This window comes from Cohaesibacter gelatinilyticus, assembly GCF_900215605.1.
GTDB lineage: Bacteria > Pseudomonadota > Alphaproteobacteria > Rhizobiales > Cohaesibacteraceae > Cohaesibacter > Cohaesibacter gelatinilyticus.
Genome location: NZ_OBEL01000003.1, coordinates 441,455 through 455,789, shown reverse-complemented (window position 1 = coordinate 455,789; position 14,335 = coordinate 441,455). Strand labels below are relative to the sequence as shown.

6 protein-coding genes and 1 pseudogene are annotated in these 14,335 nt (G+C 47.3%); 1 reads left to right on the top strand and 6 read right to left on the bottom strand.

The features are described from left to right. Positions 1-74: 74 nt before the first annotated feature. The 3 genes and pseudogenes from tnpA to CRO57_RS15980 form a co-directional block, all read right to left on the bottom strand. Positions 75-486, bottom strand: a pseudogene (gene tnpA / locus CRO57_RS15990) (IS200/IS605 family transposase); the annotation flags it as partial. 553 nt (positions 487-1,039) lie between these two features. After that, the gene (locus CRO57_RS15985; RefSeq protein ID WP_097154458.1) at positions 1,040-2,029 is read right to left on the bottom strand and encodes a hypothetical protein; all 990 of its coding nucleotides are present in this window, start codon (positions 2,027-2,029) and stop codon (positions 1,040-1,042) included. A gap of 48 nt (positions 2,030-2,077) precedes the next feature. Continuing rightward, a complete protein-coding gene (locus tag CRO57_RS15980) occupies positions 2,078-3,013 on the bottom strand; it encodes a hypothetical protein (RefSeq protein ID WP_097154457.1) in 936 nt (311 codons plus the stop codon). Positions 3,014-3,099: 86 nt separating this feature from the next. Here CRO57_RS15980 and CRO57_RS15975 point away from each other — a divergent pair, with 86 nt between their 5' ends. After that, entirely contained in the window at positions 3,100-5,553 is a 2,454-nt protein-coding gene (locus CRO57_RS15975; RefSeq protein WP_097154456.1) for a hypothetical protein, read from the top strand. A 254-nt stretch (positions 5,554-5,807) separates the two neighbouring features. Here the strand turns inward: CRO57_RS15975 and CRO57_RS15970 are convergent, their stop codons facing one another. From CRO57_RS15970 to CRO57_RS15960, 3 genes are read right to left on the bottom strand one after another with little or no spacing between them, the layout of a single operon-like run. Then, positions 5,808-8,270 carry a coiled-coil domain-containing protein gene (locus CRO57_RS15970; RefSeq protein ID WP_141401263.1) on the bottom strand — a complete coding sequence of 821 codons (2,463 nt, stop codon included), beginning with the start codon at positions 8,268-8,270 and terminating at the stop codon, positions 5,808-5,810. Between the two features lie 25 nt (positions 8,271-8,295). Continuing rightward, complete coding sequence (locus CRO57_RS15965; RefSeq protein WP_097154454.1) at positions 8,296-11,406, bottom strand: MFS transporter; 3,111 nt, start codon at positions 11,404-11,406, stop codon at positions 8,296-8,298. Beyond that, positions 11,403-14,321 carry a penicillin-binding transpeptidase domain-containing protein gene (locus CRO57_RS15960; RefSeq protein WP_097154453.1) on the bottom strand — a complete coding sequence of 973 codons (2,919 nt, stop codon included), beginning with the start codon at positions 14,319-14,321 and terminating at the stop codon, positions 11,403-11,405. Before CRO57_RS15960 ends, CRO57_RS15965 begins: the two co-directional genes overlap by 4 nt. Positions 14,322-14,335 lie beyond the last annotated feature (14 nt).

Here is a 14,335-nt window from a genome sequence, read left to right as displayed (position 1 = left end):
TCGATTTTACAGGCGTCAACACCCGTATGCTGGCACATTACGATGCCGCGATGGGAGGACGGCAACCATCCCATCTACCGACTGATGTCGGTAGGATTTTGCACGTGCCTATCGAGGTACTCAAGTACGACATCTTCGGTGATGGCGCCAGTGGTGGTCGAAAAATATCCTCGGCCCCAAAAGTGCCTCCCCCAGGTAGCGCTTTTTAAGCTGCGGTAATTCAAATTGCACCTTGTGGGAAGATCGCCCCTTCATCTTACGCATGAGGTCGCTCACCGACAGGTTTAGTGATGCTGACACTAACATATGGTTGTGGTCTCAAGACAGAACCCCGTTGATGATCTCCACCCGGTTTTCTGAATAAACCTGTCTTACGATCTCTCTCACGCGCAAACGTACATCACCAACCAGCACCTTGTAGCGATATTTCGTTGACCAGACTAAGTGATAGCTATGGTAGAAAACGCAGTGTTTGCCTTTGTCGTATGGTCACCCTCTTCTCAACGCGCTGAAGCGATCTCGTCTGAAGACGAGGGGTTTAAACCAAAGCGTGGATACTAACGCTCATCAAACGCCAGATGTACGGACGCGCAAAACTCGATCTGCTGCAAGCGCGGCTAATCGGTGTGAGGTAACGACCAACTTCAGATAATGTGCGTCAGAGCCGATTTTAAATGCTGAAGGCGGGTCAGTTTTGAATGATCATTGACAGCCACTAATTCCAGGCCAAGTTTCACTGGAATTGTGAGGATCTCGGCATTCGGCATGTCTGTAACAAGCCAGTATCTCCGCATTTGAATGGCAAGGTTGAGAGATCGCATAAAACCGACAAGCAGGAATTTTGGCAGCTCGTGGGCTGTGTCGATGACATCGATATCAAGGTGAAACTGAAGAAATGGGAGGTCTTTACAACTGCCACAGACCTCACGCGGGGCTTAGAGGAAAAGCACCAATCGAAGTGCTCCGAGAAAAACTTCAGTTGCAGCCAGAAAAAGCCTAAAATAGCGCTTCAATCGAGGTGGAAGACATCACAACTTAGCTATATATATAATTCCAGAGTCCCAATTCCGATTGCCCTATCATGACGGTCCACGGGCCAGGGGATGTTGTCAATTGTTTCTGTTGACTGCATCTCCTTTCTCTGATTTTCGACCCGATTTTTAAGTTTGTTAAACACATTACGCTCTTCTGACGAAAGTTGGTTAAGCTGTAGAATATTTGCCGCCAAATTGAAAGCGATGACATTCGTATCGCTACGAAGACCACGCAATCCGATAAAGACATCAACCGGATGTTCGGATTTCATGCGTTCTGGGGTTAAATCGCGATGAGTGAAGGCAATGAACTCCAAGCATTCCAGTGTACGCCTGGGATATCTCAGGGCTTTCGTACTGGAAAGCAAAGGAATATCATCAATGCGACCTCCAGTCTCCGTGGCATGAAATGCGCGACAGGTAATGGCGCGCAGTTCACTGTCGGTTTGAAACTCGGTAAAGAAATCATCCATGTCAAAAATGACTCTGGTTTTTTCACCATTCTTGTCGATAACGAGTTCCTCATTTGGCAGAATTCTTAGTGGATCTAAACTGGAGGGAACGGTTCCAATGGGTGGCTCTGCAATCAGATGCGTCATACAGGCCATGAAGAAACTATGGGGAATGTCACGCCAAGTCTTGGCTCCTTCTAGCAACCATATTTTGGCCAGTGCAAATTCCTGAGAGGAAGCCCCCTCTCCCAATTCCGGTCGATATCGTGCCTTTGCTGCCAGCAGACCCTCTGGGATGGTTCTAAAAATATAGGCCCCATGCCTACTCATATCTTCATCAATGGAGAATTCTGATGGATTGGAACCGAAAATTGTCTTCTTGATATCAGTTTTCACATCCTCGAATCCGGGCGATTTTACCAAAATCCCGATAGGAGAATCCCTGATTATCTTTCCTCCTTCTTCTTCCACAACCATACCCATGATCGCTTGCTGAACAACGAATTCTTGTCTTTCAGAGTAGGTTTTTTCTTTCGCAGTCATTCGTCAAATCTTTTTTGGGGTTATGTTGGGCAGGCAACATAGGACAACTCAGCGGGTCTCAAAGATATCGTCAAACCTAAACAAGAAGGGAGTTCTGTAGCCAGTTGCTGCAAAAAGAAAGGGGTCTGCCACCAAATAGGGATAATAGATCCTATCGGTGATCGGTTCCGTCGTATTCTCCGTCATGTGTAGCATCGCATTTTCATCAATCTTGACATTTGGACAACCAATACCCGGCACAAACCCAAATGAGGAAAAAACCGTGAACCAGATTTCAATATCCTCGTCTTCCGCAGTATCACGAAAATGGCGCAGGATCTCTTTGGATTCCTCAAAATGCGTCTTCATGATTTTTTTGACTGAGTTATCGCGACAGGCCAGATCAATCGCAGTGCCACCATAGTTTAGCAGGAAAAGCTCAAACATGGAAAAAGCCACAACAATCCGCTTCACGTTTCCAGCCTGAGCAATGTGTTTCAGCACATATTCGGTGGCGTTAAGCAATATCAGTCCTGCATTATCTTCGAACCAGCTCGGTCCACGCAAAACAATTACTATACCAGATATTTCATTTGTCCACTCGCCAAACTTAGTCACGACTTCGTTCTCGACAAGTGGATTACTCACTGTCCCATCGTTGGCAGACATCTGATATAAATGCTTAAATAGCTCTCCTGGAACATCCAGAATGTGCACGTCAAAGCGATTATCAGCTTCCGAATAGCCATCCAACAGCATGGGATCATCAACACCGCTCCAGTCTACTTCAAATCGCCATTCAGTTGCATCGCTTGTGTTCTTGTACCTGACTTTGTGGTGATTGATTATTCTGTCTCGTGTTTCCTTGTCTTTCGCCTTGATCTTCGGCGTCTGGTCACGGCGATAACCATGGCGCTTTTCATTTACTGAGTTGACTATATTTTGCAAAGTGTGGGTCTTACCAAAACTTCGCATGCCAAAAAGGCCAATTTTCTGTACCTTCATTGCAAAAGACCAATCAAAAACCGTACAACTTGTAATATTGTTAGATGTAGCATATTGATTTTTTGGACTCAAATTGGAATGAACTCATGTATGGGCAAATTGATGAGGACCTGTGGCTCGCTTGGGATGGCGAGAGGCGTTTGACCATTGGTGGGATTGGGAAAACAGCTTCCAGTGAGCTCTTTGTAGTTCTTGGCCATACCCCGCCCAAGAGTGGACAACATGAAGTCAACTCAAAGCTGATCGGCGCTTACGAAACAATCAAGAGCAATCGTTTCTGTCTATCCATCAAGATGGACAGGGAGTTCGAGTATATCGAAGTTCTTCGTCTGGAGGAAAAGGCTGCATTTCCGATCAAGGCTTTTCGTCTGGTCAATGATCAGAATTTTGATGGCAAAACCGATGCTGTTGGTTATGTGCTCGTCGGGTTGATACATGATTATGCGACCAACACAGACAGATTCATTCCAGGCTTTCATCGACGGGAAAGCGAAATCAAAATTCCCGATATTCCAGGTCTTGCGTGGATGTCACGGTCGCGCATATTGGAAATCGGCTCCCAAAGCGACTCCAGGAAACTCGAGAGCATAGCACCAAGCATAGTTATTCCTCCGAGTAACTTCGCACCTATTCGGGTCTCCGTTCCAAGAAGTCTAAACCCCAGGCAAAAGGATATTGAGTGCTTTGCTGAGGTTCCAGCAGTTTTTGGAACCAATTATGCCAGCAGACATTTTTATGTTCCGTTCGGAGTTAGGCTTGAAGGGCAAGGTTGTTCCCTTGAGGGATTGTCTCTCATTCATGTTCGACGACAGGCCAAAATCGCCGAATTATGGAACAACAAAGCCAATGCTTCCAATCATTCTCCGTTGCTCAAGTCATCACATAAGGATCAGATCTCTCGCTCGGTGATTGACTGGTTAACCAAATGTACCAAATTCAACACAGCACAAGAAGCAGAGAGTTTTGGAAAATGGCTTCAGCAGGTATTTAATGGTGAACACATTTTTATTGGCATAGAGGAAGGTCTTGATAGCCCGTTGATCAGGGTCATCAGGGACTCTAGTCAGAGCGATTTATATGATGTTCAAGTTGGAATGGTTTCAATTGGCGATCATTTCATATTTATGGATATGCATGATCGATTCATTCAGGTGGACGACCAGTGCTATGCCGGTTTTATTGCCTTTGAGTTAAAACCGGACTTATCGCTGAACCAATTACATAATACCTATTCCCGAGATTCAGATGAGTTGAGCGAGGCCTTCTTTCAGCGGACCATCACCCTTCAGAAACAGGCTGAAAGTATCACTGAAATATCACCATCTCTTCGTGAAAAGCTTAAAGAGATTTCAGATCCGTTTGAAGAGGACGGATTTTCCGCACTCTTTGGAATTACCGCATTGGCTCTGGATACTGCCCGATTTGAGCAAAATGAATGGAATATATTCAAGGAAGATCCTGCCGCCTATCAGCTATCTCATATCCTTTTCGGAGCCACGGCCTGGAGAATTGATGAAGATAATATTCACTCCTCTGGAAGTTTTGTTGATCGTGTACTGGGCACCATAGGAGCGAAGATCGGTCTAGAGGAAGGGGAAGATATTCGTACGGAGCTAAAACTGCTGTCTCTTCTCTGGCAGAGCAAAAACAAACCATCTGTCGCTAGAGTATTGCAAATCTGCGATGATCTGAGCCTAGACAATAATCTAAGCGGCTGGAATAAGATTGTGGAGGCTGCGCACGAACTCGATAAGATTCAAACTCACCGCAATAACCATCAAATCACTCAGGTGATTATGGACGATCAAAACGCTGAAAAACTTAAGTCTGTATTGGGGATCTCAACGGAAACACATGTCCAACTAGAGGACGTTTTCACATATGTTGAGAAGATTACTAAGATTAACGCGTTTCTGAGCCAACGATTAAGCCACACTCAACCCGATGAAACCGGAACCACTGACGATATCTCTGCGGTGAAACAAAAGGCTGAGCAGATGGTCGAGAAGCTCAAAGAGATGAAGGCGACTGAGGCCGCGCAGCTGTGCAGCGATTGCATTGAGTCATATCCAGATAACCGCAGCATGCTTTTGATGATGATGAACAAGATACGAGAGGAGTTTCCTGAAATAGGATCTCTTGATCTGAAGACTATCAAGGAAGGAATAGCCCCACATGTCTCTTCTGACAGCAACGAAATTGATCGACTTTTGCAATTGTCGCAAGAGTTCATCAATCATGTTACACCTCCAACACATGAAATAGCCACTCAAAGTGATGACACTCTCAAGAGTCTTTTGCAAGCGTCAAGCGATCCGGTTACTAGCCTCAATTCAGATGAATCCCAAAAAGCCATTAATGTGGCACATATTCTCCACTCAAGTGAAAAATTTAATGAGCTTGCCGACATTGTCGCGTCCTTAAGGGAAGATGATATTTCGATCTCTCCTCGCCTCATGCGCCTAGTTTCCATTTGGCCGCGTGACGCGAATAAAACGATCAAAGAGATCGAGGCATTCCGAAACAGCAATTCCGCCTAGAAAAGGCTATCTGAAGTAGCTGTCTATAGGATTATGTGATGTCTCTCACCTCGATTGACGCACCATTTTAGACTTTTTCTGGCTGCGATTGAAGCTGACCTGCGCCCCAATTATCTAACATTTTTGGGGAGAATCCGTGGGTTGATTGCAGTGAGCCCCTTGTTTAGACCGCCGGGAGTTAGATTCTCCGGCTTCTTATCACAGTGACGGGCTGGTTTCGCCACCGGGATTATGCAATGCGATCGGTACTGCAGCTAATCATCAAACTCATCAACATGATAGCTGTATCTGAAATCGCCGCTTGAAACACCTGTTTTCCCCCTGTTCCGGTCTGATTGAGATGCGTTTCCATTTGTCTGACTATGTGCTACATCAACAAGATCGTCTTTCGGACGGCGGCTGGCCTGTTTAGTGCTATTCCTTTGCCGGGAAGAGCGGCGCGGGGCGACTTGGATGTCCTCTCCGTGAGCAGCAGATGACGTCCCCGTTGTTCGGGCTTTCTGGGCGCTTTTCTGACCACCATAATCGCTTACCTGGCGCTCTGCCGGACTGTCTGAATGCGATGACAACTCTTCTTCATCGTCGTAATCTGAAAATTGGGTATTCCATTCAGGCTGGTCTGTTTTTGTTGCGTTCCTCAGCATATTGTATCCCGATTCCGTGATCGTATAGTAATAGGAAGAGCGTGAACGGAAGGCGAGTTTTGCCTGAATGAGATCATTGATGAGCGTCTTGGCCTTCAAAATCTGTTCCTCTACGACCAGTTTCTCATAAAACTTGATATTGATTTGCCAGACCTTGCCTTTCCCATCTTCAATATATCGCAAGATGATCTCGGCAGCCTGCTTGTGATCGCTGCTGAGCAAATCCCGTTGCAAACGAATCAAGCCAACACTCTTCTCTGTCCAATCCCAAAAATACTTGCCGCAGAAGAAGAAGAACTCCATACAGAGACAGACAAAAAAAGTGAAGACATAGATCGATTCTTTCTGCAGCAACAATGTCGAACCAAGCCTATCGAGAGCAGCGGTGAAACCCTGTTTATTGCCACTGTTGGTCTTGGTGAAGAGAGTGACCTCCTTTTGGATGTCCAGCATGTCGCGGCCTTCGGCTTCAGCCTTGTCCATACAAGGTTTCACAAGATCCTTGTTCAGTGTCTCAAGGGAGGTTTTATATAATCCAGAGATCTGTCTTTCACCGTCCATCAAGATATTGACTTGCTTGTTGAGCAACTTGGCGTTCTGCTCAGACTCACATTGGTCCTTGACAAGCTGGTGGCTAGCCAAAAGCTTCTCCTGGTCTCCAAACAGGGTGACCATTCGCAAATCGGAGCAGTCAAGAGCGAAACGGTCGGCATCTTCCTGTGGCAACTGAGCTATCGCAGCTTTTTGCGTGGTGCACTCCTCCAGAACGGTATTGAGATTGTCAAGACTGGGTTCATTGTCAAGACGTTCCAAATGCTGCTTGAGAGATGATGCCAGTTTTTTATTCTGTTCTGAATTCTCTTTACGCGTCTTTGCCTCCTCAAGATCCTCATTCAGCTTTGCAAGAGTGTTTGACACTCTGGTTTCATAAGCCACGGCATCACGCAGTGTTTTGACGTCGCGATTAATGGCTCCAATGTCATTGGTAATCGTTGTTTGGTGTTCTTTGAGTTCCGCGAGTATTCGCTCCATTTCATTGTGACACGCGCCGTCGCCTTCTTTCCGTTTCTTGACTTTAGGTTTTGCCTCTCCCTCTTGCACCTCCGGGGTCAACTCTCCGCAAGCTTTCTTATTGACATTTTCTACGATGCCTCGATACAGGTCGTGTTCAAATGCCTCTTTCAGCAAACGACGCGCCAAATCAGGATTGGGAACAAATTCTCCCTTTTTCTCTTTGCTTGTTCCTTCTTTCTCAAGTTTCATCGCTGCTGAAAAGTGACTGACTTTTTCAGCAATGGCTTTCTCGTTTGTGATCAGAGAACTTTTTTTGTTTTCCAGCGCACCTATTTGGTCTTCCAGCTTGTGCCCTGAATTCAGTAGGTAGATTTGCTGAATTCGTAGAACCTCAGATGAGGTCGACACAGCTTGTTTATTGCTCTCAAAAATCTTCGTTTCGATAGCTGTGATCTGACCAGAATAATAAACTGTCAGAGCATTCGTATCATTCGGCCCGGAATCCAAACTGGCCAGAACTGTAATCTGCTGTTCAATATGTGTAGAAAAATCTTCAAGCTTTGTCGGGATGTTGAGTGCAGACAGATCAGCATCCAACTTGCTCTTGGAGAGATTGACGATATCCTGATTGAACAGCGCGAAGTCGCCCAGAAGACCAACGAATTCCTGGTTCTCGAGTTTTTCTCCTTCAGAGATCTTTTCAAACCAAAAAGCAAAGGAAAATGCAGAGAAGAAGATGGCAAATGCAGCAAAGGGAATAAGCCACAAAAAGCGCCATTTATGTATTCCATATACCAGCAATTTGGAAACCGCATAGGAAGACCCCACAAACACCAGCATAAAGAATGCAGCGATGGCTCGTCCCCAGATCTCGTCGGGGATGATCTGATGCCAGCCATGGAACTGACTCCAGCCCGTCAATACTGCACCAAAAAGCATACAAAGGGATGCGGCGGCAAACGCTGCCTTTTTCTCTGAAAGCATTTGGAGTAAAGATGGACTACCCTCATTCAGATGCGTTAAGTGGTTGTGATTATTCGTCAATGTTGCTTCTCCCAATGCAAATCTTAATACTCAACCGATATCATGGTGCATACCGAAAGGGTATCGTTTCTCTGCGAATGCGGGCGACCCGGATGCCCGCAAATATGGCACCACTGGCTGGGAGTGCCATAAACAGATGATGACTGGTTGCTGCGGAAGTCCAGGTCATGGGTTGTCCCATGATTGGCAACAGACCAAAAACATTTCCCCAGGACAAAATCCACTGCAAGACAAACAGAAAACAGGAACCCAGAATGAGTGCTGCTGTTGCATCATTGGCCGCAGCAGCGACAGGCTGCCGCAACTTGGCCGATTGGATCTGAAAATAGGCGATACCAGCAATTCCGAGGATCAATAACTGGAGGAACGCCACAAGACTGGCAGTGCCAATACCGTGGCGAGAAATCAGGTAGCTACCTGCAAAATCACTTTGAACGACGGGTATGCAATGCGGTTCGACAGGTTCTTTCAGATCATTGGTGGAGCAATCATTGGAAATGGCGATCTCAGTACCTGCTATATGCGGCGTGCAGATGCCAAAATAGTCCAATATGCTGCTGCTCCTCTCAGGTGCAAGAAAGGTCAAGCTGGCCATTTCGGGACTGATTGAACAAGGCGAATGAGCAATTGCCGACCGTGACCGCAGCACCTGATAGTTCAAATCCCTCAAGCTCAAAGGAATTGTCTCGCTACCAACCCTTCGATCATACCGAGTATCAGCCCAAATGAGGAGACGCTCAAGAACCGTGCGTCTGCCTTCACCGAGTTTTTTCTCCAATGCAGAGATTTGATTTTCAGCCTTCTGCGCTGTCCATTCCCAGTTCGGAACACCAGGAATTAGTCGTGGAACCAAAAAGGGCAGGCTGCCAGCCGTCGCGATCACCAAAACCAACAGCATTGGAGCCCCACATTTGGGGTGCCAGAAGAATGCAGTAATGCGCCGACGTAAACTGGTCAAAAATTCGCATGGGTGCAAACCCCAAAGTTTCTCCTCTCTTTTAGGACGAAACCGAAGCGGGATTTCTTCAATTTCTTTATCATCATGTTTTCGTTCGCGAATTCCTCTGGACACGATACTGGGCAAGAGCAAGGCAACAACGCAAATTGACGTGGCCAGAACAATCACAATCGGCGAATAATCAGAATGAAAATACGGAACAGCGGCCATGGCAATGCCAAAAAGTGCCAGGGAAAAGAACGCAACCCACGATCCCCGCAAGACCACATCGCTAAGCAGCCTAGAACGAACGGTCCATTGAGTAATGACCCCTGAAATTGCAAGGACAACGAAAAACTTGCCGAGTTCAACGGGTTGAAATCCCACAAGTCCTTGCTGGTCGCCGAAGAATACCCAGGCAATGAACACCGCGAGTAAGAGCAGAGAAAAGCGGATGAACGCTGCTGTCCCCAAAACGGCTTCCCCTATCGACCGCCTCAGGGCAAGAGGAGAGGTGGCGATAATGGTCATGAAGGTCAATGGTAACAAGTCCAGCACAAAATATTTCTGCTTGACAAAAAAGCGTTCCCAATCCGTGTTGGCCCCTTCCGCACTCAGGGTGAACAGAGACAGAGCGCCCACCAGAGCCAAACTGAGAGTAATTAACCAGAAAAGCTGGCCCAGCATGCTGCAATCTTCATCTATGAAGAGTAGCAATGTACCCAGCATCAACAGACCACCACTTGCATAGAGCATCAGCACAGGTTTTTCAAAACCGTACACCTCACCAGGCATCAGTTCCAGCCAGTAAGGACCTGCGACAAGAAGAAAAGCCATCGCTTGCAAAGCAAGCTGCAGACGCCTTCTCGGTGTCATTTGCTCAGCACTGGCCGACTGATTGAACAGCCACCAGCCTGCAAATGTGATAACCAGAATAGTCCAGAAAACCTTTTCTTCTCCAGCCAAATCGTCGTTGGATACGATAGGGACAAGCAGGCGATTCAGGGCAGGAGGCGTCTTTCTTGACTCCATTCTAACTGCGACGCCTCTTTCCAAGCTGGATCCAGGGCAGCGTAGTTGATCTGACGTTAAATCCGCTCCGTGAGGCGACACATCACCAAAAATCGATCCACATTGTGCCGCTCTTGTGAGAGGCACCTTTGACAAGGGAGAAACGGAAACCCTATCGCCATTGCTTTCGATCGTGTAGAGCGTATATCCCACCGTGAAACTATTGACAGCAAGTTGGTTGCTCGTGTTGCTATTCCAAACCGGCCATGAGAAATATTTTGAACCGCTATGCTGAGCAGTGAAACTACCGTTTTCTTCAATTTCATAGGCAACAGGCGCGTTGACTGGCATTTTTCTGGGAAACAAGAATGCCAGACCATCTGTCATGCCAGCGCGAATGCCAAACTCAATGTCATCAACCCCACCTGGCAATGCGACCAGGGGAGTTCCATCTTTCAGAATGCAGGTGTTAGAACCTCCAATATAAGCAATATTTCTTGCCGTCACGCCAAATGAGAAACCCAACTCGTGTAATTGCTGTATACGAGTAATCCGGCGTAGCCAATTTCGGAGATGTGTCCAGCCCCCCCACTCGACACAGCGCGGCAGAGCATCACCAGAACCAGTGGTGGCTGTACCTGAATAGGAGAAGATATAGTGTGCCGCTTGACCTGCTGCATCCGATATGAAGATGTGAAGGTCAGTTCCATCCTGACTGAACAACGTCATGTGCGCTTCACCGGCCTTAATATGCAATTTGTTCTTAGCATCCTTGGGTGAATCTGAACCTGAAGAGGGGATGGGAAATCGATCTGAATAGACAGTCATGGAGACATCGGGAAATCCTACGTCCAGCTTTCTGGTTTCAGCTATCCGCTGAAGCTCCCATTCTCCGAACTGGCTGAATGTCAATTGTATATGATCATCTTCGGCAGACTTGGTGCCAGTATCCTGTGCCAGCTCCCTTCGTCCCAAAACAACGGAGGTATCTGGCTTAGCTGAGAAAGTGAGTTTATCCAATTGCATGAATTGTGGTGCATTTTGGCTCGCATGCTCGACGGCCAGAACAAAATTGACGATGAAAAACAGAGTGATGCAGCAGATGAATAGTGGACCCAAGCTCTGCATCAATAAAGCCAAGCGATTGAACCAGTATGAAAAACCCAGCTCCCGAATGGCCCAAATGTCGGACAGTTTGCTCATCTTGGCCACCTTTTGTGCAAGCTGGTCAGAATTTGATTGATCAATGGCGCACAATCTGTTCCGCCACCACCATCATCAAGGGGGTATATCCGGCAGGCGAAGGCAATAGTCTCATTGATCTTCGAATCCCCACCCGGTGGTTCGAGAAAACCGACATACCAAGCTCCAATACCCTCAACCAGAGTTGCGGTTCCGGTTTTAGAGTATAGGTGTTCCCGGATCTGCTTAGACCTGATTTTGCCTTGAGCAGTGCCATGCTTGGCAACACCATTCATTCCTCTGCGCAATTGCTGCCAAAGGGCATGATATCTCTGGTTCCAATCCGCTTTCGAACGAGCATCTAGATTATCCGGCACTCGAATAACCGGCTCATTGGAGCCAGATTGAGCCATGGCTGTCCTTAGGTCATGCGCTATGAAGCGAGGTCTTACGACGCGTTCGGTCGCAATGGAGGCCGCAACTGAAGCCATGTTTAGTGGAGTTGCCCGCACACTCTGGCCAATCCCAGACTGAGCCATTTGGAACAGCCGACTACGGTCAAGATTTTTCACATTGCCTTGCTCATCCCGCCGAACTGGATTGGAAACCGCCAGCCACATTTTGCTGGCCTGGACCCTTGGAACACCTTCAGCTTCTGGGTCCGGGACTTCCAGAATTCCTGCAGGATTGTCTTGTGTGCCAGAGCTGGAAAACAACCGATCCGCCATCTTGGCGATGCTGCTCAACTGAGCTTTGCCGAAATGTTCTCCTTTGCCTGAAGGGTTGCGCAATCCGTCTCCATCCATTTTTAGTGCCAATCCGGCAAAAAACAGATTGGAAGAATGGATTATCGCTTCACACATGCCGATCGCTTTTCCCGAATTGCCAGGACGGCACATTGTTTTGCCGAACATGGCATGACCAGCAAGAGGCGTGCTTCTAGAGTAGTTCTTCATGCAGTAAATGGGCTTGATAGAGCCTCTGGGGTGGAAAAGCGGCAAACCATTAGAATTGCTACCGGTTGCCCTCAGTCTTTTGCCCGACCTGCTTCTTTTGAGCACACACACGTTGTCATCAGACCAGTTGACAGGAGAAAGACCAAGCTTTGTTGCCAAATCATTGGAAGATTGTTTTCCCAACAGAGCCTTCTCCAGCCATCTATCGTTGTTGTCCAACACATGTTGTATGCCAGCAAGAGAAGAAACCAGTTTAAAGGTTGAGCCCGGTGTAGCTTCAATGTTATGGGCGCGCCAGGCTTTTGCAGCAAAGGGGCCTTTTTCTGGCATGACCGAGTTCAGGGCAAGTAGATCCCAATGGGACAGTCCTGTTGCGGGACGAGGCGTTGAAGCAAAGGCCAATATGTCCCCAGCATCGTCACCTTCAGCATCAAGTAAAATGATATCGGCGTTTGCGTTTTTATATTTGGTCCCACTCTTCATGTATTTAGCAAGGATCGATGACACCTGCACTTGCAGCTTGGGTTCTATGGTCAACTTCAGTGGTTTTGGCAACAGCTCCTCGACAAGCGCTGCCGACAACGAGCCTGCATCATGAACCCCAAAACCCAATATATCGGAAAAGCCCAGAGAGAAGGCGGTTGGTGTAAGAACACCGTCCTTGTCCAGGATCTCAACCCCATCCTGTTTCAATGGACCAATTTTCTGCTTCGTGGCATTGCTATTATCGAGCTTTTGAGTTTTTTTGATGTCTGACCAAGCAAACTTACATCCTGTTTCGTCAAGGGCAGTGGGAGCGCCATTTTTCTGCTCAAGAGCACCGCCTTTTAAAATGGCACCTGACGGAATATTTTCTTTCCGCGAACAACTAAGCCGTAATCGACCAATTTTTTGACTGTGTTCGTTCCATGTTTCCAGTCCATTGGTACGACTACTAGGAACCAACGTCACATTGCTCGGCTGTGTGGTGATCTTGATCCTGAATGTGCCACGGGCAGGGCTCTCTATGATCAATGTTGTTGCACTTTGAAGGCTGTTGAGTTCAGAACTGTTGCAACTGACTCTTTGCCCCCTTTTGCCGGAACACCATTTCTGTGCATTGATGACAAAAACATTCTCATTGAACTTGAGGGATGCGTCGTCAAAAGCCCCATTCTTTGCTTGGATTGTCTTGCCTTCAATGTCAATCTCAGAGATTTCACCAATAAGATCGATGAACCAGGGATCGTTGTCGAGCAGCACTTCAGTTTGCAGAAAATGATCGGGTGCCTCACCAGTAGATTGGCTAACATAAGGCTTTGTGACAGACCAGTCAGACATGAAAGGCTTATCAAGATCTGCTAGAAAAGCAAAAGTATTCAGTGATATGGCAGATTGATTGATTTCCTGCAGGTGGCGAGGCAATGATTCACGACCGCCGCCATTAACATCACTGACGGACACTTCCCATTCCTCTTTCAGGCACCCCTCCTTGACAAAGAGGGCATTGAACTGACTGTTGTCCGTGCAGTTGATCTTTCCGTTATGCGCTTGAGAAGCAGTGAATATAGCCCTGTTGTCTCTGATCGCAATCAACTGGTTAGATGCATTAAAAACATCAATCAAGCTGCGTAATCTTTCTCCATCCGCTTCCTGACATAGCTCACGTACAGCGGCCGCCCGACTTTCCCCTGCCGGTCCATCAATCAGTTCTGCATCCTGCGGTACTTCGTTATAATAACTGTTGCAGGAGGCCCGTTTGATATGGACGCCACGGCTGGAGCGCTCGACCCAAATCGCTCCCTCGTTCAACAATCGTGCAAAGCTATTCTCGCCAAGCTTGGACGCGGTTGGTACGATAACCTTTCTGTGCCACTCCTTGTTGATCCCGAAAACATTCACTAGCGTGAAAAAGAGAAACACTCCTCCAGAGATCAGGATCGCGAGCACGATAAAGCTGGTAAGAAGCCGAAAAGAACTGGACCGGGAGTCAGGTTTCATCGATTTTGCCCTTT